The organism is Methylobacterium sp. CM6257 (genome assembly GCF_054611515.1).
On record NZ_CM137735.1, the window covers coordinates 4,517,555 to 4,537,500 of the forward strand.

The following is a 19,946-nucleotide window of genomic DNA, read 5'->3' on the forward strand; positions in this document are numbered from 1 at the left end:
GGGGCGAACATCTCGTCCGCTCGTGGCTCAGGCTACACGGGCTCGCGGCGCGGACGCGCTCACCGGAGCATTCGGAAAAGCGCAAGTCCCCTCTCCTTTGCGGAAGAGGGGACAGGTTGCGCTCTGCCGCTGACGTCGCGACCCAGTTGTACAGCTCTTAGCCGCAAGGGAGATGCGGCCATTTTCGAGCCCGGCCTACCGCCCGCTCGGCGCGGCGCCACTGCCCGTCGTGGCGTTGCCGCTGCTGCTGCCGGCGGGCGCGCCCGGGGTGCTGACGCGCGGGCCGCCGCTGGTACCGGGCGCCATGCCGGCGCCGGCGGAGCCGGTACGCTCCATGGCCCCGGACCCGGTGCCGCCCACCGCGCCGGACTTGTTCACGTTGCCCTGGTTGCTCCCGCCCGTCTGGGGCGCCTGAGCCAGCGCCGCGCCGGACGTGGCGAGCACGATGGACGTGGCGAGGGCGAGGATCGTCTTCGACATGGGGCTTCCTGAATCGTCGTTGTGACGTTGTGACAGGCCAACCCCGGTGCTGCGGGTCGGTTCGGCAGCTGCTCAGCGGGCAAGCGCCTGGCGCCAAGCCGTGCGCCAGGCCGTCAAGGGCCAGCGCAGGACCTCTCCGCCCTCCGCCGGCGCGATCGACACCGTCGCGGTCCGGCCGCTCACGAGCCGCGGATCCGTCACGCCTGCATCGAGCGCGATCCGCACCGGTATGCGCTGGGCGAGGCGCACCCACGAGAAGGTCGGATTGACGTTGGCCAACAGGTTCGTCGCGTCGCTCCGGCCGGTCTCACCGATGCCGCCGGCAATGCTGGCAACGTGGCCCTTGAGTACGCCGTCGTCGCCCATCAGCTGGACCGTCACAGGCGCGCCGACGCGGATGCGCGGCAGCTTGGTCTCCTCGAAATAGCCCTCGATCCGGACCGTGTCGCGGTCGATCAGCGCCATCACGCCGTGGCCGGTGGTGACGTAGGCGCCTGGGCGCAGCTCCATGTTGGTGATCCTGCCGTTGACCGAGGCGCGCACCGCGGAGCGTTCAAGGTTAAGCTTGGCGAGGTCGCGGTCGGCCAATGCCTGCTCGTAGGCCGCCTGGGCGGAGAGGTCGGCGGCCTTGGCGGCCTCGACCTTCTGCTGCGACACCGCCGCATCGCTCAGCTTGCTGTAGCGGGCATAATCGGCCGCGGTCTGCTCGGCGGTGGCCTTGCGTCCCTCCACCATCGCCTCCGCCTGCCGCAGCCCGAGCCGGAACCGGTCCGGGTCGATGCGGAACAGGACGTCGCCCTTCCGGACGACTTGGTTGTCCTCCACCAGGACCTCGGTGACGAGACCGGAGACGTCGGGCGCCACCGCGACCACGTCGGCACGCACCCGGCCGTCCCGGGTCCAGGGGGCGTCCATGTAGTAGTCCCACAGACCGACGCCGACGATCAGCGCCACGGCGACCATGCCGAGGGTGACCAAGAGGCGGCCGAGAAGGGAGAGAAGGGCGGTCATTGCAGGGTCCGGTGGGCGAGGGTCACGACGCCGCCGAGGAGGACGACGTAGAGTGCGAGGTCGAAGAGCGGCCGATGCCAGACGAGGCGGTAGAAGCCGGTCGCCGCGAGTAGTCGGCGCAGGGGCAGGCCCAGCGCGAAGGCCACGGCCATCCAGAGGGCCAGGCCCGGCACGAACACGCCGTAGAGATCAATCTCGCCCATCATGCTGCCACCTCGCGGTCATCGGGCAGATGCGTCGCGTCCTGGTAGGGCAACGCATCAGGAAAGAGGCCGCGCCGCAGGCCGGTGAGGCCGATCAGGGCGGCCCTCCGCTCCGGGGACAATCCCGCGCCGGAAACGGCGCGGAGACTCTCGTCCAGGGCGGCCAGGAGGTCGGGACCCGGCCGGCCGGTCCAGCTGCGCAATTGGCGTGTCGCCAGCGCCAAGGTTTGATCCACGGACGCGCGAGCTTCCCCCGTGAGGCGCCGCCGCACCCGTCGGACCTCCACGAGATTGATCCCCACGCGCACGTCCGCCAGCAGATCGCCCATCGCCTCCGAATCCTCCGCCGGGAGCGTTGCGAGGCGGGGTGCGATCAAGCCGATGCGGTCGAGCATCAGGGCCGCGAGTTCGAGCCCGTGCCCGGTGCCCCGCCCGTCCGCGGCTGCGGCGAGGCTGCGCCGATTGATCCCGACCAGGCGGTGGGCACTCCAGGCCGCTCCCACCGAGCGGATCAGACGGGTCACCACCGCGCCGACCCACATCCCCACGACCGAAGCGATCACCGAATTGGCGAAGGGGGAGAAGTCACCGCTGTAGCCGTTCTGAAGCGCCAGCATGGTCGCGCCGTTGAGTGCCGCACCCATGCCCATCGGGGCGAAGCGCGGCTGGGTCATCGCCAGCCCGCACAGGATGAGAGCCGGCGCCAGCGCCAGGGCTAGCATCTCGAAAGTGGTCACCAGCGGCAGCACCGCGAACAAGTACAGGCCTGCCGCCAATGCGCCGACGAGGGCTGAGTTGGTGAAGCTGATGATCTGCGGGGCGGGATCGTCCTGCGCAGCGAAGAGGCAGCAGGCGACCGCCCCCATCATCGGCGCCGCGGAGCCGTCCGGCCACCCGGTGGCGATCCAGATCGCGCAGCAGACCAAGAGGCCCACGAATACACCGAAGGCCGAGAAGGCCGCGAGCCCGTGATCCCGGTGGCGGATGGTCCTGACCCGCGCCGTATAGGCGAAGGCGAGCGGCGCGAGGGGGGCGGTGCCGGCGGCCAGGTGGCGGCGCAACGCGCGCAGATCCTGCCGCAGGTCGACGACGTCGCGCAGGCGCACCGCGAGACTTGCCAGCAGCAGCGTGGTCCAGTCCGGCGACCGGCCGAGGGTCGGTGCGACGGCGTCGATCTGCCCGCGTAGCCGCGTCGCGCCCTCGGGATCATCGCTGTCCGTGGCGAGCCAGACGGTGAGATCCGACAGAAGCGCGCGGACCCGTGCCGGGAGCCGGCCAACCTGCTCCAGGGCGGTGACGCGGTCAGCCACCGCGGCCACAATCGGAAGGACCATCAGCATGTGCTGGCGCAGCGGGGCGAAGGCCTCCGCGGCCCGCTCCGCGCCTGTCGCCTCGTTGCGCAGGGCGAGTCCGAGGGCGTCAAGGGCCAGGGCATCCGAGGCGAGGCGCAGGCGCTGGGCCTCGTTCGCCTCCGCCTCCGCCGCCTGCGAGAGGCGGGCGCCCTGCAGGGCTGCCAGTGTCCAGGTCCGGGCCTCAGCCAGCCAGAGGTTCAGCCGCGCGACGATGACCGGGGCGGCCGATTGCGGCAGGATCAGCGTCGCCGCGAGGCTGGCGCAGAGGATTCCGAGCGAGATCTCCTCGGCACGTGCCACGGCGGTGTCGAAGATCGCGCCGGGATCATCGACGGCCGGAAAGCCGATCAAGGCCGCCGTGTAGCCGGCCAGCATGGGGAGATAGCTCGCAGGCGTGCGATCGAGGAGCGAGACGTAGAGGCAGAGGGCGACCCAGAGCGCGACCGCGAGGCTGAGCAAGAACGGTTCATTCACGAGGTTGGGGACCAGCGCGACGCTCATTGCGGCCCCGAGCACCGTGCCACCGACCCGGTACAGGGCCTTCGACCGGGTGGCGCCGGACAGCACCTGGCTGGTGATGTAGACCGTGCCGAGCGCCCAGTAGGGCCGCGGCAGGTCGATCCAGAGCGCCAGGAACAGAGCAAGCATCGCCGCCGCGTAGGTCTTGAGCGCAAACGCCCAATCGCGCCATCCGGGAAGGGTCACGACGCAGGCTCCAGGACGGGGGCGGTATCGTCCAGCGCTGTCTCGCGCCCGTAGCGCTGGAGCGCCGCGAAGACTCTGAGGCTCGCTTCGAGATCCGCGCACCCGATCTCTGCGAAGACGCGGGCGCGAAGGGACGAGAGCCCGGCCTCGATCTGCTCGAACACATCGCGCCCGCGCGGGGTCAGGCCAAGCACCTTGGCGCGGCGGTCGGATGGGTCCTCGCGCCGCACCACGAGCCCGGCGGCGGCAAGCTGGTCTAGGAGCCGCACAAGCGAGGGCCCCTCGATGCCGACAGCCTCGGCCAGCGCGTTCTGGCGCGGCTCCTCGGCCATGCGGCCGATGATGATCAGCGGATGCGCCGTCGCATCCGACAGGCCGTGCGTCTCCGCGACCGCGTTGGCCGCGCGACGCCAGTGGCGACCCGTCGTCAGGAGGGCATGGGTGAAGGCCTGCTGCAGCCTCTCCCGGGCCTTGGGATCTTCAGCGTTCGGCACGAGCCGGAATCCATCGTCGCGAGAATCCGGCAGGCACGCCAGATCTATCAGCTCGCATGCTGATAGATAGCATCATATCAATTCCGCCGGGCAGAAACTGCGCGCGGTCTGCATTGCATCTAACGCATGCGGCCTGGCCCGGCCGGCCCGCGGCCTGCGCTCAGATCAGGCCGAGTGAGCGTTGTGGATCTGGTCGAAGTCGAGGGAGGCAGTGTCGATCACGATCTGCGTGCGGCTGATCACTTCCAGCTTGCGCAGGATCTCCGAGACATGCGCCTTCACGGTGGAATCGCCGACCTGAAGCTCGTGGGCGATCTGCTTGTTGAGCTTGCCCTGCCGGATCATCATCAGCACCCGCAGCTGCTGCGGCGTGAGCCGTGCGAGGCGCTCGGCGAGCGGCGCTTTCTTGCTCCGCGGCGCCGGGGCATTCACCTCGGCGAGGCCGGGGGGGAGGAACAGCGCGCCGCTCAGAACCTCGGTAATGGCCCGGGTGAGCGTCGCCTTGTCCATGGCCTTGGGGACGAAACCGGCCGCGCCGTGCTGCAGGGCCTCGCGCACGATACGCGGATCCTCGTGCCCCGACACGATCAGGATCGGGATCCGTGGGAAGCTCGCCCGGATCGTGATCAGCCCGTCGAAGCCGGTGACCCCCCGCATGGAAAGGTCGAGGAGCGTCAGGTCGATGTTCCGGTTCGCGGCGAGCGCCGCGCAGGCGGCCTCGATTCCGTCGGCCTCGTGCAGCACGGCATCCGGATGCGCGAGGCGGATCGTCGCCGCAAGGGCGTCGCGGAACAGCGGGTGGTCGTCGACGATCAGGAGATGCACGGACAACGCGGTCCTTTGCTCGAGATCCTTACAGGATCCGCCGGAAACATCGGCGGGAGGTCTGAGAATTGATCGAAGCGGCCCGGGGCGCAAGCGGGTGTTGAGAAGACCGCGTTCGCCCCGAGGCCCGGGCATGCCGGTCCGGACGAGGAGACCGCCGCGATCGGGTCGCCGTCGCGCGGCGCCTGAGCGGCGAACAGAGCGGCCTCGATCGCCGCCCGGGCCGCCATGATCCCGAATCTCGGTCAGGTCCATGCCGCGGCGCGCGTTCCAGAACACGAACTGGTCTTGGACGACGTCCTGGATCTCGCGCCGGTAAGCGGTTCGGTAGAAATACTGCCCGGTCGGCAGAAAGGGCCCTGGTGTTTGATCCCGCGGTGCCGAGAACACCGAGACGGGTGGCGAGCTGCGGATGGCCCTCGAGGGCCGGCAGCAGGTCGCTGATCGGATTCTCCCCCTAGTCGACCTCGCCGTTCTGGAGCGCGGCGGCGGTTCCGGGGTCGGGAATGACGGGCCATTCGACCCGCTTGAAATGAACGCGCTTCGGGCCGGCCACCCAGGAAACCGCGCCGCTGTCGCGCGGGCGGTAACCCGGATTCCGGTCGTAGACGACCGCAGTGACGAGACCCTACTCCACGGTAACCGACTTCGCGAGGTTCCTGGGCTGGTCGACGTCTTTCCCCATGGACACCGCCGTGTGGTAGGCCAGCAGCTGGATCGGCACCGCGTAGACGATCGGCGCCACCGTGGCGTCCAGCGCCGGCATGGTGAAGGTCGCGAGCGTGTCGAGCCCATGCTCGGCCGCCCCCTTGGCGTCGCCGATCAGCACGATCCGCCCGCCGCGGGCGGCCACCTCCTGCATGTTCGACACCGTCTTCTCGAACACCGCGTCGTGCGGCGCGATCACGATCACCGGTACGCTCTCGTCGATCAGCGCGATCGGCCCGTGCTTCAGCTCGCCCGCCGCGTAGCCCTCCGCGTGGATGTAGCTGATCTCCTTCAGCTTCAGCGCACCCTCCAGCGCCATCGGGTAGCTGGTCCCGCGCCCCAGGTAGAGCACGTCGCGCGCCTTCGCGACCTCCCGGGCCAGGCCCTCGATCGCTGCCTCGTGGGTCAGCGCCTCCGCCATCAGGCCCGGCGCCTTGATCAGCGCGTCGACCAGACGCCGCTCGCCCGCTTCGTCCAGCGTGCCCCGCGCCCGACCCGCCGCGATGGCCAGGCACAGCAGCACGGTGAGCTGGCAGGAGAACGCCTTCGTCGAGGCCACGCCGATCTCCGGCCCGGCGAGCGTCGGCATCACCACGGAGGATTCCCGCGCGATCGTCGAGGTCGGCACGTTGACCACGCTCAGCGTGTGCTGGCCTTGCGCCTTGGCGTAGCGCAGGGACGCCAGCGTGTCGGCGGTCTCGCCCGATTGCGAGATCACCAGCGTCAGCCCGTCCTTCTCCAGGGGCGCCTCGCGGTAGCGCGCCTCGGAGGCGACGTCGATCTCCACGGGCAGGCGCGCCACCTGCTCGAACCAGTAGCGCGCCACGAGCCCGGCATAGAAGGCGGTGCCACAGGCGGTGATGTAGACGCGGCTGAGCTTGGCGAAGTCGAAGGGCAGCGCCTCGGGCAGCATGACCCGCCCTTGCGCCATGTCGACGTAGTGGGCGAGCGTGCGGCCCACGACCTCGGGCTGCTCGTGGATCTCCTTGGCCATGAAGTGGCGGTATTCGCCCTTGTCGATCCGGTAGGCCTGCGTGGCGATTGTCTGCCGGGGGCGCTCCACCGCGGCACCCGACGCGTCCCGGATCTCGGCGCCGTTGCGGGACAGGATCGCCCAGTCACCCTCGTCGAGATAGGTGATCGCGTCGGTGAAGGGGGCGAGCGCCAGGGCGTCGGAGCCCAGATAGGTCTCGCCCTGGCCGAAGCCGATCGCCAGCGGCGCGCCGTGGCGGGCGCCGATCAGCAGGTTCTCCTCGCCCGCGAAGATGAAGCCCAGCGCGAAGGCGCCGCGCAGTCGCGGCAGGGCGGCGGCGACCGCCTCCACCGGGCCCATCTGCCGGTCCATGTTGCGGCTGACGAGCTGGGCGACGACCTCGGTGTCGGTCTCGGTCTCGAAGACGATCCCCTCGCCCTCCAGCTCCTGCTTCAGCTCGCGGAAGTTCTCGATGATGCCGTTGTGCACGACGGCCAGCTGCTTGGTGGCGTGCGGGTGGGCGTTGGTCTCGTTGGGGCGCCCGTGGGTCGCCCAGCGGGTGTGGCCGATGCCGATCGTGCCGGTGAGCGGCTCCTGATCGAGCTTAGCCTCCAGGTTGACGAGCTTGCCCGAGGCGCGCCGCCGCTCCAAGTGGCCGTGCTCCAGGGTGGCGATGCCGGCGGAATCATAGCCGCGGTATTCGAGTCGCCGCAGGGCCTCGATCACCTGCCCCGCCACCGCGTCGCGCCCGACGATGCCGACGATGCCGCACATGGAACTGTCTCTCGCTCTGACGCTCGGATGACCGTGCGGACGCGCCGCGCAAGGTCCGGGCCGCCCCGCTCAGCGCAGGGCCAAGCGCGGCTTGTACCGGATCGGGGCAGCGATCGGCCAGCCCCGGCCGTGTCGCGACTTGCAACGGCCTCCTTTCAGGATCCCTTCCCCCGCCGTGCCTTCTCGGCCTGCAGCGCGGCGCGCTTCTCCTTGGCCCAGCCGGGCTTCACGGCCTGCCGGCCGCGGGCGACCGCCATGGCGTCCGTCGGCACGTCGTCCGTGATCACGGAACCGGAGGCCACGTAGGCCCCCTCCCCCACGGTGACCGGGGCCACCAGCGCCGAATTCGAGCCGATGAAGGCGCCTGCGCCGATCGTCGTCCGGTGCTTGAGGACGCCGTCGTAATTGCAGGTGATCGTGCCAGCGCCGATATTGGCCTTCGCGCCGATCTCTGCGTCGCCGAGATAGGTAAGGTGCGCGGCCTTGGCGCCGGCGCCCATATGGGCGTTCTTCAGCTCGACGAAATTGCCGAGTTCCGCCCCGGTCTCCAGCACGGCATGCCCGCGAAGCCGAACGAACGGCCCGATCCGGACGGCCGCTTCCAGGGTTGTGTCCGTGAGATGCGCAAAGGATCGGACGGTGCAGCCGTCCCCGACGCGCACTCCCGGCCCGAACACCACGTTGGGCTCCACGACCACGTCGCGCCCGAGCACGGTGTCGTGGCTGAGGAACACGGTCTCCGGCGCGATCAGGGTCGCACCGCTCAGCATCGCGCTGCGGCGCAGCCGGGCCTGGATCGCGGCTTCGGCGACACTGAGCTGCACCCGGTCGTTGACCCCTTGCGCCTCCGCCTCGTCCACAGGCACGACGGTGACCCGAAGCCCGCCGGCCACCGCCAACGCCACGGCGTCGGGGAGATAATACTCGCCGGCCACGTTGTCGTTGCCGATGCGGGTGAGCAGAGCGAGGGCGTGTCGTCCCGCGATCGCCATCAGCCCGGCATTGCAAAGGGTGACGGCCCGCTCCTCCGGGCTGGCGTCCTTCTCCTCGCGAATGGCTAGGACGCGGCTGCCCTCGGTCAGCACGCGCCCATAGCCCGAGGGCCTCTCGGTCTCGAAGGCGAGCACGGCGACGGCGGCGCCGTCCGCCAGCGGCGCGCGCAGCCTCAGGAAGGTCTCGGCGGTGATCAGGGGCGTGTCGCCGAAGGCGATGACGACATCGTCGTCCGGCTGGGCGAGCACGTCCCGCGCCGCTAGAACCGCGTGGGCGGTCCCGAGCCGCTCGGCCTGGGGAAAGATCTGCGCGCCGGGCGCCTGCCGGGCGATCTCGGCGGCGACATCGTCGCGGCCGGGCTCGGCCACCACGGCGATACGGCCCGCGCCCGCGGCCTGAACTGCGGTCAGCACGTGGCCGAGCATGCTCTGTCCGGCGATCCGATGGAGCACCTTCGGCAGGTCCGAGCGCATCCGTGTGCCCTTCCCGGCCGCGAGCACGATGGCGGTGAGGCTGCGCTGGGGCGTTCCGGTCGGGGTCATCCTAGGTCCAGGCTCAGTGTTCGGCGCGCGACGGATGGGCCGGACGCGCGCTCAGCGCAAGCCCGGCCGCGCGCTCAGCGCAGCGCGAGCGCCCCGTGGTGGGCGGAGCCGTGAGCGTAGCGTTCGCGGCGGCGCTCGATCGAGCTCGGGATCCGCAGCGACTCCCGGTATTTCGCCACCGTGCGGCGCGCGATGTCGACGCCCTCGCTGCGCAGCTTTTGCACGAGCGCGTCGTCGGAGAGAACGTCGTCCGGTGTCTCGCCGTCGACGAGCTGTTTGATACGGTGGCGCACGGCTTCGGAGGAATGTGCCGCCATGCCGGCCGCGCCGGGGATCGCCGCGGTGAAGAAATACTTCATCTCCAGCGTGCCGCGGCTGGTGCCGATCGCCTTGTTGGAGGTGACGCGCGACACGGTCGATTCGTGCATGCCGATCGCCTCCGCCACCGTCTTGAGGTTGAGCGGGCGCAGATGCGTGACGCCGTGGACGAAGAACCCGTCCTGCTGGCGGACGATCTCAGTGGCCACCTTGAGGATGGTGCGGGCGCGCTGCTCGAGCGACCGGGTGAGCCAGTTGGCGTTCTGGAGGGCCTCCGACAGGAAGGCCTTGTCGCCTTCCTGTCGGGCGTTGCGCGAAACGCGGGCGTAGTAGCTCTGGTTCACCAGCACTCGCGGAAGGGCCTCGCTGTTCAGCTCGACCAGCCAGGATCCGTCGGGGGCCGCGCGCACGAACACGTCGGGGACCAGCACCTCCACGGCGCTCGATCCGAAGGCCCGGCCAGGCTTCGGGTCGAGGCGGCGAATCTCGCCCAGCATGTCGACCAGATCCTCATCGTCGACGCCGCAGAGGCGGCGCAGCGCGCCGAAATCGCGCTTGGCCACGAGGTCGAGTCGCGAGACCAGCGCCTGCATGGCCGGGTCGAACCGGTCGCGCTCGCGAAGCTGGATTGCCATGCATTCGGCGAGATCGCGCGCGGCAATTCCGGGCGGGTCGAAAGTCTGGACGAGCGACAGCACCCGCGCCACGAGGGCCGGGTCGGCGGCCAGACGTTCGGCCACGCCCTCAACCGTCTCGCGCAGATATCCGGCCTCGTCGACGGCGTCGATGAGGAAGCCGCCGATCAGCCGCTCGGCGGGATCCCGGGTCGCCAAGTCGAGCTGGCCGGCGAGGTGGTCCCGCAGCGAGGTCTCGGCCGTGAGCGTCGCCTCGAAATCGGGGGCCTCGGCATCGAAGCTGCCCCCGGTACTGCCGTAGGGCGGCGGCGTCAGCGAAAGCATGTCGCCGCCGTCCCCCTGCCGCGCCTGGATCGGCCCTTCGTCGGGGAAGACATTGTCGAGCCGGGTGTCGAAATCGCTCTCGATCTCGCCGCGGCTGGGATTGAGTTCGGAGGACAGCCACGATTCGGGCTCGCCGTTCTCGAAGCCATCGGCGCTCGCATCCTCTTGGTGAGCGCCCGCATCGGCTCCCTCGTTCGAGGCGGGCAGGTCTGGCTCGACGCGCTCCAGGAGCGGATTGCGCTCCAACTCGGCCTCGACATAGGCCGCGAGATCGAGCTGCGAGAGCTGCAGGAGTTTGATCGCTTGCAGGAGCTGCGGCGTCATCACCAGGGCTTGGCCCTGACGCACTTCCAGCCGTTGCACCAAACTCATGCGAGGCCCCGATGCCCTTTCAGCGCGGTTCTCCAGCCGGAGCCACGCTGCTCACGGCATGGTTCTTGCTTGTCCCGTTGCGCCTGTTTTAGACCGATCGGGCGGGCGCGTCAAAGCACCTCGGCGCGTTGGTGTGTTGGAAATTCAGCGGTCAGGCTGGCCGCGTAGCGCGCCGGTCACACTTGCTGAGAGGGAGTCGATCAATCTGAACGGGCGAATTTAACGGAGCCTTGCGCGTTTCCGGACCCGAGTTCGCGCGACCGCCCGAGTCTCGTGACGGACGATCTGTCGGATTGCAGCCGCTTCTCTGGCGAAATGCACGATCCGCGCGCATTGGCTTGGCCCTCGAAGCATGCGTCAGGGTGACGCCTCGATTCGGAGGGCGTGAGTCGGAGCGGCGGCCGCCTGTTTCCCTCGCGCTTCTCCGGTGACACATCAGAACCGGCTCCTCGCCGTCCTCACCGTCGCTGATAGCGCGCTGCTCGGACCCGATCTCGAGCCATTTGAGCTGCCTTCGCGGTATCGTGCTCGTCGAGCAGGCCAGGACCATTCCGCACGCGGTCTTCCTCGAGGGCGGCCTTTGCTCCGTCGTGTCAGGCTATGCGGAAGGCGCCGCATCTCGCAGAGGAGGTCGCAAGCGCATCCTTTCGCGGCAGCCTCATGGGGAGGTCATCGCCTTCCTGGTCCCGGATCAGTGTGCCGTGCCGCCTGACGTTGAGAAAGTGGCGGGGCATTTCAGATCACCGCGATGATAGGTTCGGGCCGCAATCCACCGAGGATGGCAGCGCACCTCGCCCTGCCCGCAGGTGCCTCGCGGTCGATCATGGCGGCCCGCTCCCCGACCGGTCGGGTTGCTCAGCTACGAGGCCGACCATCGGGCCTGCGCGCATCTGAGAGGTGTGCCCGCGTCGTCAGGCCACGCTGGGTGAGTCGCGCGACGGAAGTACCGGTGCGTTCCAAAACGTCCTGCCAACCGCGGAGAAGCGAGGCGTGTCGCCTGCGCCCCCGACGCAGACTCGTATTTTCGGCTAGGCCGGCCCGATCCGGCGCGCGGTGTCCGAGTGACCGCAGGCGGGTCTAATTCCCGCGTTGGAGCGGGACGCCGACCGCGCCTGCGATCGTCTTTCCACCTTGATGAGGTGCAGAACTTACCTTAGGTTTTGTCCAGTGTTAGACAATGGCTTGACGATGGCTTAGCGGGGACTCCGTTATACCTGCGCGCTGAACGCAGGTCGTTCGAGGCGGTAGACCGGCTGATCTGATGCGCGGTGCTGACACAGGCCCCCTCAAACAGGTCGCCGATAATGGTCAGGGCGCCGGTCAGGCTCCTCGTTTGCCCGTGAGGCTCAGCGCCGTGCGCTACTTTACCGATTTCATCGACGGCCAGGGATGGTCACGCGACGAGGAGGGGATCGATTTCGCTGATCGCAACGAGGCGTGCCTCTCGGCAGCCGAAGCCCTTGTCGAGGCCGCGCACGACCTGCTCCGCGTGAGGCCGATGCGGCTGCCGGCAGGAGGGCCTGCCAGCCTGTGCCTCGAGGCGCATGTCAGGGACGAGGCCGGCAGCGTCGTCTTTCGGGCGCGTCTTGCCCTCGACGTGGATTGGCAGCCGGACGAGGGCTGATCCGGCCCGCTACCAGCCGCAATTGGGGACGGGCGGCTGCGGCTTGGCCAGTGCGGACTTCTCGATCTGCACCATCGGCCCCCAGGCGTATTTCTGCGCGTAGGGCGTGACGTTGGTGAACAGGCAGCCGAGTTGGAAATGGCTTGCCCCCATCTCGCCCGAGAAGCCCATGCAGTCCAGGAAGGTCCAGGTCTTAGGCACTGGGGTCATCGATCGCCAGCGCGGCATCGCCACCGGCGAGCAGACCTTGACCGCCCCGGTCCCATCATCTGCATTGAGCGCATTTCCAGGTGTCTGCGCCGCCGCGGGTGGCGCGGCCAGGCCGAACAGGAGCAGCGCCGCGAGGGTGCGGCGCGGCAGGCGCGCCGGATCGAGATCGTCTCGTGTCATCGGGTCAGTGCATCGTCCGCCACAGGGCCGCGAGAATCGCGAAGCCGACGAGGTTGTAGAGGATCGCCCAGAGCCAGACACCCAGGACGGCGCGGCTCGGCTCGCGCGGCCTCTGGCGGCCGAGATGCAGGCGGTGCCGGTCCTCCGGCGTCGGCCAGATGGCGCTCTTGGGCGCCTTGAGCAGGCGCGTGAGCGTCTCTGGGAGATGCGGCGAGTCGGGCGGTCGTTCGCCGTTCATGACGGCCTCGGATGAGACGACGGACATACTGGCCGCGGCTGCGATCCAGGGCCGGGCTTCCACGGAGGGCGGACCCGGGCCGGCAAGGCGGCCAACCCGCCGGTTACAGGACCGTTCCGGGGGCCTCAGGATAGTATTGGTACGCCCAGGTTTCGGAAAGCAGCCTGTCGCCAAACTTCAGCTGCAGACGCATCTCGACCGGGTCCGGCCCTTCCGCATAGATCTTGAGGAAGACCCGCCACGGACTCGCCTTCCCATACGGCGCCCAGGTGGCGCCCACCTCCTCGGCGCTGCCGCGGGAGAGCGCGAGTGCGACCGTTGCCTTCTCCGGGTCGAGGCCCGACAGGGCCGCCCCCTCGAATTCGAGGACGAATTGCCTCACGAGGTTGGCGCGTCCCGGACGCCGATCCGCATCCGCGAGCCAGGACCCCTTGGTCGCTCGCGTCGCCACGCAGCGGGCGAGATTCGTGGCGATCGGCTCCCGCACGGGCCAGCGCAGCCGGTAGGCGAAGCTGCGATCGCTTCCGGCCTGCGGCGGGTCGGCCGGAACCCATAGGGCGACGATGTTGTCGTCGGTCTCCTGATGGGTGGGGATCTCCACCAGTTGCACGCTGCCTTGGCCCCAGTCCCCCTGCGGCTCGACCCAGATGTCGGGCCGGTTCTCCTCGAAACCGTCGTCGATGTAGTTCTCGAAGGCGCGGTCGCGCTGGAGCAGGCCGAAGCCCTTGGGCGACCGGTCCGCGAAAGCGCTGACGCTGAGCCGCGGCGGGTTGTTGAGCGGCCGCCAGATGATCTCCCCAGCGCCGGTCTGCATCAGCAGGCCGTCGGAATCGTGCACTTCGGGCCGCCAGTCGCTCGCCAGGAACCGGCTCATCCCCTCGGAGTACCAGAGCATCGAGGTCAGCGGTGCCATGCCGAACCGCTCAACGGATCTGCGCATGTACAGCGTGCAGGCGACGTCGATGACGACGTGCGGCTCCTTGCGGGCGACGAACCGGTAGGCGCCGGTGAGGCTCTGGCCTTCGAGCAGGGCCAGCACGGTGACCGCCCCGTCGGTGGCCGGACTGACGTAGAACCGCGTGAAGACCGGGAATTCCTCGGTCTTTCCCGGGCCGGGCGCGGTGTCGATGGCGATGCCCCGGGCGGAGGCGCCGTATTGCTGGCCGTCGCCGGCGGCGCGAAAGTAGGACGCGCCGAGGAAGGCAAGCCAGTCGGCGTCGTCGCCCGGCTGACCGGCCGGGACTTTCTGGAATCGAAAGCCGGCGAAGCCGGCGCCGTCCGGGACATCCCTCGCCGGGTTGCCGGCCGGATAGGTGAACAGGTCGTGGGCGTAGAGCACTTCACGGGCCTGTCCGCCCTCCAGGGCGTAGACCTTCACGGGATGCCGGAAGAAGTTGCCGAGATGGAAGAAGGTCACGGGGTACAGGCTGTCGGCGAACAGGGCTCTCCCCGGCGGGTAGTGGATCTCCTGCATCGGCCCGTAGGTCAGGGCGTCGAGCGCCGCCGAGGCGGGGGCTTCCGGCGGCGGCGCGTAGGGCCGATCCCGCAGGCTGCGGGCGAGATCCTTCAGCCGATCGAAATCCATGGGTTCGGGCGGCGCGAGGCGCGGTCCGCTGGGAGCGGCCAGGGAGGGCCCCGAGAAGGGCGTCAGGGCGAGGAGCCCGAGGGCGGTCAGGACGCGGCGGGTGATCAAGCTGAAGCCCCGGAGTTCTGGCTGGGTCTCGCGACCCACGTCGCCCTCTAGCCACGCTGGCGCGGCGGCGCAATTTTCACGGTTGCCGCTCAGCTCCGCGGACCGCAGGCCCCCGGGGACCCGTCGCTGGCCCATAGATTGGCCCCGCCGCCGGGCGCGCACTGGCCCGGCAGTGCCAAGGTGATGAGCTTGGACAGCGCCCGCGATTCGTCCTCGCCGTAGCCGATTTCCCCGACCATCCGGCCGGTCTTATCGAACAGCTCGACGGTGGCCGAATGCTCCATCGTGTAGTCACCGTCCTGGGTCGGCACACGCTTGTAGGCCACGTGGTACGCATCGGCCATGTGGGAGACCTGATCCGGCGTGCCGACGAAGCCGCGGATGCGCGGATCGAACGAGGCCAGGTATTCGCGCAGGGACTCGGGCGTGTCCCGCTCCGGGTCGAGCGTAACGAAGACCACGTTGAGGCGGTCCGCGTCGCGCCCCATGCGGCCGAGCGCGCTGGCCAGCGTGGCGAGCGTCGTCGGGCAGACCTCCGGGCAGTGGGTGAAGCCGAAGAACAGGACGGTCGGCTTGCCGAGGAGATCGGCCTGGCTCACCGGGCGCCCGTCGAGATCCGACATGGCGAAGGTACCGCCGACCTTGCGCGGATGGCTGAAACGCGAGCCCTGCTGCAGAACGATCGCCCCGGCGCCGGCGGCGACCACGGCAACGAGGGCGGCGGAGGCGATGAGGGCGATCGGGCTCGGTGCCATGGTGTGACCTGCGAAGGCGCATCGACACCTGCAATATGGGGCCCGCATCGGCCGGCGCGATGTTCCTGCGGGCCTCAGCCGCCGGGGAACCCGTCCTGGCAAGGCCGGTTGGCAGGATGCGGACGCTCTTGAGCATCCTGCGCCGAAGGCTGTGCGCCTCGGCCGAAAAAGGCTGCGTCCGCAATGATTTAGGCGGAACGCGATCCTGTCCGTCGCGCGTCGAGAACAGCCACGGGAGTCGCCGTAGATGGCCCAGCAGATCCCCGTCGACCCGAAGGCGCGGGCCGACGACCCCCAGCGCGACGCCGAACGGGACGATGCCACCCATGCGATCACCCGCGACATCGCCTACCAGCGCCACGTCCTGGTCAACGTGGTCTTCGTCGGGGAACCCGGGGCGGGCGACCGCGGCTGGGTTCTGGTCGATGCAGGGGTGATGGGCTCGAAGCGGGCGATCGAGGCGGCCGCCCGGGCGCGCTTCGGCGCCGGCGCGCGGCCCTGCGCAATCGTGCAGACCCACGGCCATTTCGACCATGTCGGCGTGCTGGAGGATCTCGCCGCGGAGTGGGACGTGCCTGTCTACGCGCACGCGCTCGAGCGGCCGTATCTCGACGGCAGCGCCTCTTATCCGACGCCGGATCCGAGTGTCGGCGGCGGCCTGCTGGGACGGCTCTCGCCGCTCTTTCCGACCCGGCCGGTCGACGTCTCCCGGCACCTGAAGACCCTGCCGGAGGACGGGTCAGTTCCGCCCCTGCCAGGCTGGCGCTGGATCCATACGCCGGGTCACGCGCCGGGCCACATCTCGCTCTGGCGCGCGGGGGACCGGACGCTGATCGTCGGCGATGCCTTCGTGACGACGGCGCAGGAATCGGTCTACGCGGTGGCGGTCCAAGAGCCCGAACTGCACGGGCCGCCGATGTACCTGACGATCGACTGGGATGCCGCGCGGACCTCCGTCCGGACGCTGGCCGCCCTCGATCCGGAACGGGTCATCACCGGCCACGGGCGACCGCTGCAGGGTCCGGAGATGCGCCGTGCGCTCAACGCGCTGGCGGAGGATTTCGACCGGGTCGCGGTTCCGAAGCAGGGGCGCTACGTGGACGAGCCGCTCCGCGCCTCGGACGGCTCGGCCTACGCGGCGCCGCGCTAGGCTCAGGCGCGCGGCGTCCCGAGACGTCTCCCAGCTTGGAATGTTACTTACGCGCGGCTCCGGCCTGTCTTGGCTTGGAGTAGGCAGCGGATCACAGCGGCTGCGCCTAGGGATGCCCGTGCTGATGGTGCAGGTCGGGGTAGTGCGGATGCGTGTGCCGCAGAGGTTCGTGCCGGTGCCAATGTGAGTGCGGCTCTGTCACCGGCCCGTCATGCGCGTGACGGTGATGGTCATCGTGGACATGGAGATGCTCGTGCTCCAGCGCGTCATGGACGTGCTCGTGCTCGTGCCGCTCGGCGAGGTGCAACCAGAGGCCAATTCCCATTAGCAACCCCGCCGACACCAGTTGTGCCGTGACCCGCTCGTCCAGAAGTAGGACCGCGATCACCGCGCCGATAAACGGCGCCAACGAGAAGTACGCCCCCGTCCGCGCCGCGCCGAGATGGCGCAGCGCCAGCATGAACAGGACGAGGCTGACGCCGACGCCGAGGAAGCCGATCACGGCCGCCGCGCCGAGCGTCGTCAACGGCGGCAGCGTGGCGCCGATCAGCAGAGCAAGGGCCACGTTCACGCTGCCTGCGGCAAGGCCCTTGATGATGGCTGTCAGCACCGGATCGGAAGACGACAACTTGCGTGTCAAGTTGTTGTCGATGCCCCAGGCGAGGCAGGCCGCCGAGATCAGAGCCGCGCCGGCGTCCAGACGCACGCCTGCGCTGTTCCAAGTCAGCACGGCCGCGCCTGCGAGGATGGCGAACGCCCCCAGCATCAGTCGTCGGTCGACGTTTTCCCGGAAGATCGCCCATGCGATAAGCATGGTGGCCAGAGCCTCAAGGTTCAGCAGCAGCGAGCCGGAGGCGGCCGACGTGTAGGTCAGGCCCAGCATGAGCAGCAGCGGCCCGGCCAGGCCACCGAACAGGACGACTATCGCCAACCACGGCAGATCGTGACGACGCAGGGGCGCCTCCGGGACCGAGAGCCCGAATGCCGCCCGGGCGCCATGCACGACAGCCAGGCCGATGCCCGCGCCGAGATAGAGCACCCCGGCCAGCAGTTGTGGCGACACCGTGCCGAGCAGCAGCTTCGCGAACGGGGCCGAAGCCCCGAACAGGATGGCGGACAACAGAGCGAAGGGCACGCCCGGCCACAGATGTGCTAGCGCGAGTCTCATGCCGCGACCCTAGCAGGCGCCGTCCTGGCTGTTGAGCCAAGCCCGGCACCGAATCTCGATCTGCGCGGGAACAGCTCCAAGAGCCTGTCGTCGCCTGAACCATCGATCACGGCGTGCGATTCCTGCCTTCAATCTCAACAGGGACGATGCTGAGCGACGCGAGACGGGCTGTTCTGGTGTTACCGATCGAGGCTTGTCGGCTGTAGGCGAAGACGACGCGACCGCAGGGGCTTCGGCGCACGCTCTGGGCTTTCCTGTGGCGTTGTCGGAACGGCGCCAAATGGCGCGCGAACCCGTAAGAGCTGGGCCGCGAAAGGGGGGACCTGCAGCCGAACGAGTCGATCGTGAATCCGGGGCCGATCGCGTGGCGGATATGGCGCCAGGGTTTGCTTAATCGCTGACGGCACATTCCGCGCGATAGCCTTCCGGATCGCGCCGTGGCAGGCTCATGGACTGCCCCACACGTTTCTCAGCCGCCTCAAGGCAGAGAGACTACGCCGCCGATCGACAACCTGCACCTGCAGTCGCCGTTCTGACGCGTTGCGGACGTTGAAAGGGAGCTCTCCACTGGGCGTCGATTCTTCAATCTGGCTCGGGCTCGACCAGCCCCGTGAGCGCGTGGAGCCACCCGCAGACCTGCCCGCTTTCAATCTCCAATTCTGTCGCGCGAGCGGCAAGGCCGCCGCTGATGTGCGGCTCGCCCGCATATTCGGGCATGCCCAGGAGCCGCTTGGTCAAGCTCGTCTCCTCGACCAGCGTTCCGAAGAGTGACGACAGGAGGTACTCGCGTGCATCGGCCTGCCCGCTCAGCAGGCTCAGGGCGGAGAAGGCATGTCCGGAGCGGCAGCGGAAGCGCAGTAGCCGCTTGTCCCTTACCTCGTAGACCGCGCTTCGGCACGTCGGGCAGTTATAGCCGGAAGGCGTGCTCATCTGCTCGAAGCGCCACCAGTCCTCCACCCTGAACACCCCTTGAGCGATCCTGTTCTCGGTCTCGATGAGCGCCCTGGTGTCGGGTTCGGCCTCCACACCATTCGGGTCGTCGCGGGCGAGTCCGGTCAGCAGATCGGCCATTTCGGCGAGCCCGCATCGGTGATCAACGGGAACATGCCGCAACGCACTTGTCGGCATGGACGGCGCGGTCGCTTCGGAGGGCTCTTGGACGATCGTGGTGCCGCCCCGGTCCTTGATCGCCAGGAGTCCGGCCGTACCATCATCGAGTTGCCCGGTCAGCACGACGCCCACGGCAGCCGGGCCATAGGCGATGGCCGCCGATCGAAACAGCGGATCGACGGCCGGGCGCGCGAAGTTCTCGTGCGGCCCGTGGGACAGTCGAACAAAGCCCTTCTCTACGAGCATGTGACGATCCGGCGGGGCGACATAGATGGTGCCTGGCTCCAGCACCTGTGGCGACTTCGGGTGCACAGCCTCAAGCTGACCGGCTTCGGCCAGGATCTGCGGCAGGAGACCGGGGCTGTGCGGCGCGACGTGCTGGCAGATGAGGATCGGCGCGGGGAAGTCGGCCGGGAGGCCCGCGATCAGCCGACGCAGGGCGTCGATGCCGCTCAACGATGCGCCGATTACGACGATCCGCTCACCCATCGGCCCGCCTCCGCGTGTGCGAGGTGGCCGCAGGCTCGGGTTGATGTGCCGTCGCCGCATTGAGGCAGATCAGATCGATGAACGATCCGGCAAACCTGATCCTGATCAGAGGGGAGATATTGCTCGGGCCTGCGAAGGCCTGCAAACCAACCTTCTGGGTCATTCCGCCCTTGCGTCAGCATGTTCATTGGATCGGACCGCGCAATCGACGATCTGAGGGCCCGGGCGTCGAGGCAAGCTGCAGCGCTGCCCGAAGACGATTTCGGGCGGCGGATCACATATGCATTCCCTCCATGCTCGTAGGGCAGATGTTCACGTCTTGTGCGCAAGGCGACGGGGGCCCAAATCGCCGTCTCCGATCAACAAGTGAAAGGAGGTGATCCAGTGTCTCATTGTCTAACGCCGCGGTCGTGCGCGCCGGTAACCGGGATGCTCGCCTCTGGTGAAGTCCGCGCTGCATAGAGCGACGTCGTTGCGGTCGCATGCCGGCCGCGGTCCGACAATGGAGGGGCTGCTCGCGGGAGCGGCCCCTCGTTGTGTCTGGAGCAGTGTAAGACCAGGCTGTAGTCTTGTAAGGAGCGATTCTTCTTGGAACAGAGCTAAGTACCACGATATAGATC

General features: G+C 68.9%; 17 protein-coding genes and 1 pseudogene. 3 read left to right on the plus strand and 15 right to left on the minus strand.

Annotated features, from left to right (window positions below; genetic code table 11):
* Positions 1-195 precede the first annotated feature (195 nt).
* From ACYCO6_RS21960 to rpoN, 9 genes are all read right to left on the minus strand, one after another.
* Positions 196-480 (minus strand): hypothetical protein, encoded by a 285-nt coding sequence (locus tag ACYCO6_RS21960; RefSeq protein WP_459763260.1) that lies wholly within the window; start codon positions 478-480, stop codon positions 196-198.
* A 72-nt stretch (positions 481-552) separates the two neighbouring features.
* On the minus strand, positions 553-1,491 hold the full coding sequence (locus tag ACYCO6_RS21965; protein WP_459763262.1) for an efflux RND transporter periplasmic adaptor subunit: 939 nt from the start codon (positions 1,489-1,491) through the stop codon (positions 553-555).
* Positions 1,488-1,697, minus strand: coding sequence for a DUF1656 domain-containing protein (locus ACYCO6_RS21970; protein WP_459763264.1), 210 nt, complete (start codon positions 1,695-1,697; stop codon positions 1,488-1,490). Before ACYCO6_RS21970 ends, ACYCO6_RS21965 begins: the two co-directional genes overlap by 4 nt.
* Complete coding sequence (locus ACYCO6_RS21975) at positions 1,694-3,751, minus strand: FUSC family protein (RefSeq protein ID WP_459763266.1); 2,058 nt, start codon at positions 3,749-3,751, stop codon at positions 1,694-1,696. The genes ACYCO6_RS21970 and ACYCO6_RS21975 overlap by 4 nt, the downstream gene beginning before the upstream one ends.
* The gene (locus ACYCO6_RS21980; RefSeq protein WP_459763268.1) at positions 3,748-4,245 is read right to left on the minus strand and encodes a MarR family winged helix-turn-helix transcriptional regulator; all 498 of its coding nucleotides are present in this window, start codon (positions 4,243-4,245) and stop codon (positions 3,748-3,750) included. Before ACYCO6_RS21980 ends, ACYCO6_RS21975 begins: the two co-directional genes overlap by 4 nt.
* Before the next feature lie 165 nt (positions 4,246-4,410).
* Entirely contained in the window at positions 4,411-5,070 is a 660-nt protein-coding gene (locus tag ACYCO6_RS21985) for a response regulator (protein ID WP_459773657.1), read from the minus strand.
* A gap of 628 nt (positions 5,071-5,698) precedes the next feature.
* Positions 5,699-7,525: a glutamine--fructose-6-phosphate transaminase (isomerizing) gene (glmS, locus tag ACYCO6_RS21990; protein WP_459763270.1), complete on the minus strand. Its 1,827-nt coding sequence runs from the start codon at positions 7,523-7,525 to the stop codon at positions 5,699-5,701.
* A gap of 155 nt (positions 7,526-7,680) precedes the next feature.
* On the minus strand, positions 7,681-9,060 hold the full coding sequence (gene glmU, locus ACYCO6_RS21995; RefSeq protein ID WP_459763272.1) for a bifunctional UDP-N-acetylglucosamine diphosphorylase/glucosamine-1-phosphate N-acetyltransferase GlmU: 1,380 nt from the start codon (positions 9,058-9,060) through the stop codon (positions 7,681-7,683).
* 74 nt (positions 9,061-9,134) lie between these two features.
* Positions 9,135-10,709: an RNA polymerase factor sigma-54 gene (rpoN, locus tag ACYCO6_RS22000; RefSeq protein ID WP_459763274.1), complete on the minus strand. Its 1,575-nt coding sequence runs from the start codon at positions 10,707-10,709 to the stop codon at positions 9,135-9,137.
* A 1,261-nt stretch (positions 10,710-11,970) separates the two neighbouring features.
* Between rpoN and ACYCO6_RS22005 the strand changes: the two genes are divergently transcribed.
* On the plus strand, positions 11,971-12,333 hold the full coding sequence (locus tag ACYCO6_RS22005; protein WP_459763276.1) for a DUF6894 family protein: 363 nt from the start codon (positions 11,971-11,973) through the stop codon (positions 12,331-12,333).
* 9 nt (positions 12,334-12,342) lie between these two features.
* On the opposite strand, the gene ACYCO6_RS22010 is transcribed toward ACYCO6_RS22005, so the two are convergent.
* From ACYCO6_RS22010 to ACYCO6_RS22025, 4 genes are all read right to left on the minus strand, one after another.
* Positions 12,343-12,723, minus strand: a complete 381-nt coding sequence (locus ACYCO6_RS22010) for a hypothetical protein (RefSeq protein ID WP_459763278.1) — start codon at positions 12,721-12,723, stop codon at positions 12,343-12,345.
* Between the two features lie 4 nt (positions 12,724-12,727).
* On the minus strand, positions 12,728-12,961 hold the full coding sequence (locus ACYCO6_RS22015; protein ID WP_459763280.1) for a hypothetical protein: 234 nt from the start codon (positions 12,959-12,961) through the stop codon (positions 12,728-12,730).
* Positions 12,962-13,064: 103 nt separating this feature from the next.
* Complete coding sequence (locus ACYCO6_RS22020; RefSeq protein WP_459773659.1) at positions 13,065-14,654, minus strand: OpgD/OpgG family glucan biosynthesis protein; 1,590 nt, start codon at positions 14,652-14,654, stop codon at positions 13,065-13,067.
* 89 nt (positions 14,655-14,743) lie between these two features.
* Entirely contained in the window at positions 14,744-15,409 is a 666-nt protein-coding gene (locus tag ACYCO6_RS22025; RefSeq protein ID WP_459763282.1) for an SCO family protein, read from the minus strand.
* Between the two features lie 247 nt (positions 15,410-15,656).
* Between ACYCO6_RS22025 and ACYCO6_RS22030 the strand changes: the two genes are divergently transcribed.
* On the plus strand, positions 15,657-16,559 hold the full coding sequence (locus ACYCO6_RS22030; RefSeq protein WP_459763284.1) for an MBL fold metallo-hydrolase: 903 nt from the start codon (positions 15,657-15,659) through the stop codon (positions 16,557-16,559).
* 106 nt (positions 16,560-16,665) lie between these two features.
* Here ACYCO6_RS22030 and ACYCO6_RS22035 read toward each other — a convergent pair whose 3' ends face one another.
* Positions 16,666-17,727, minus strand: a complete 1,062-nt coding sequence (locus ACYCO6_RS22035) for a DMT family transporter (RefSeq protein ID WP_459763286.1) — start codon at positions 17,725-17,727, stop codon at positions 16,666-16,668.
* Between the two features lie 146 nt (positions 17,728-17,873).
* Between ACYCO6_RS22035 and ACYCO6_RS22040 the strand changes: the two are divergent.
* Positions 17,874-18,189, plus strand: a pseudogene (locus ACYCO6_RS22040) (hypothetical protein); the annotation flags it as partial.
* Between the two features lie 120 nt (positions 18,190-18,309).
* Here ACYCO6_RS22040 and ACYCO6_RS22045 read toward each other — a convergent pair.
* Positions 18,310-19,326, minus strand: a complete 1,017-nt coding sequence (locus tag ACYCO6_RS22045) for a chemotaxis protein CheB (protein ID WP_459763288.1) — start codon at positions 19,324-19,326, stop codon at positions 18,310-18,312.
* Between the last annotated feature and the right edge of the window lie 620 nt (positions 19,327-19,946).

Excerpts from the sequence above, each read along its gene's own strand:
- ACYCO6_RS21960 (WP_459763260.1), bottom strand. The coding sequence starts at position 480 with ATGTCGAAGACGATCCTCGCCCTCGCCACGTCCATCGTGCTCGCCACG.
- glmU (WP_459763272.1), bottom strand. The coding sequence starts at position 9,060 with ATGACCCCGACCGGAACGCCCCAGCGCAGCCTCACCGCCATCGTGCTC.
- ACYCO6_RS21965 (WP_459763262.1), bottom strand. The coding sequence starts at position 1,491 with ATGACCGCCCTTCTCTCCCTTCTCGGCCGCCTCTTGGTCACCCTCGGC.
- ACYCO6_RS21970 (WP_459763264.1), bottom strand. The coding sequence starts at position 1,697 with ATGATGGGCGAGATTGATCTCTACGGCGTGTTCGTGCCGGGCCTGGCC.
- rpoN (WP_459763274.1), bottom strand. The coding sequence starts at position 10,709 with ATGAGTTTGGTGCAACGGCTGGAAGTGCGTCAGGGCCAAGCCCTGGTG.
- ACYCO6_RS22030 (WP_459763284.1), top strand. The coding sequence starts at position 15,657 with ATGGCCCAGCAGATCCCCGTCGACCCGAAGGCGCGGGCCGACGACCCC.
- glmS (WP_459763270.1), bottom strand. The coding sequence starts at position 7,525 with ATGTGCGGCATCGTCGGCATCGTCGGGCGCGACGCGGTGGCGGGGCAG.
- ACYCO6_RS22025 (WP_459763282.1), bottom strand. The coding sequence starts at position 15,409 with ATGGCACCGAGCCCGATCGCCCTCATCGCCTCCGCCGCCCTCGTTGCC.
- ACYCO6_RS22005 (WP_459763276.1), top strand. The coding sequence starts at position 11,971 with ATGCGCGGTGCTGACACAGGCCCCCTCAAACAGGTCGCCGATAATGGT.
- ACYCO6_RS22045 (WP_459763288.1), bottom strand. The coding sequence starts at position 19,326 with ATGGGTGAGCGGATCGTCGTAATCGGCGCATCGTTGAGCGGCATCGAC.
- ACYCO6_RS22010 (WP_459763278.1), bottom strand. The coding sequence starts at position 12,723 with ATGACACGAGACGATCTCGATCCGGCGCGCCTGCCGCGCCGCACCCTC.
- ACYCO6_RS22035 (WP_459763286.1), bottom strand. The coding sequence starts at position 17,727 with ATGAGACTCGCGCTAGCACATCTGTGGCCGGGCGTGCCCTTCGCTCTG.
- ACYCO6_RS22015 (WP_459763280.1), bottom strand. The coding sequence starts at position 12,961 with ATGAACGGCGAACGACCGCCCGACTCGCCGCATCTCCCAGAGACGCTC.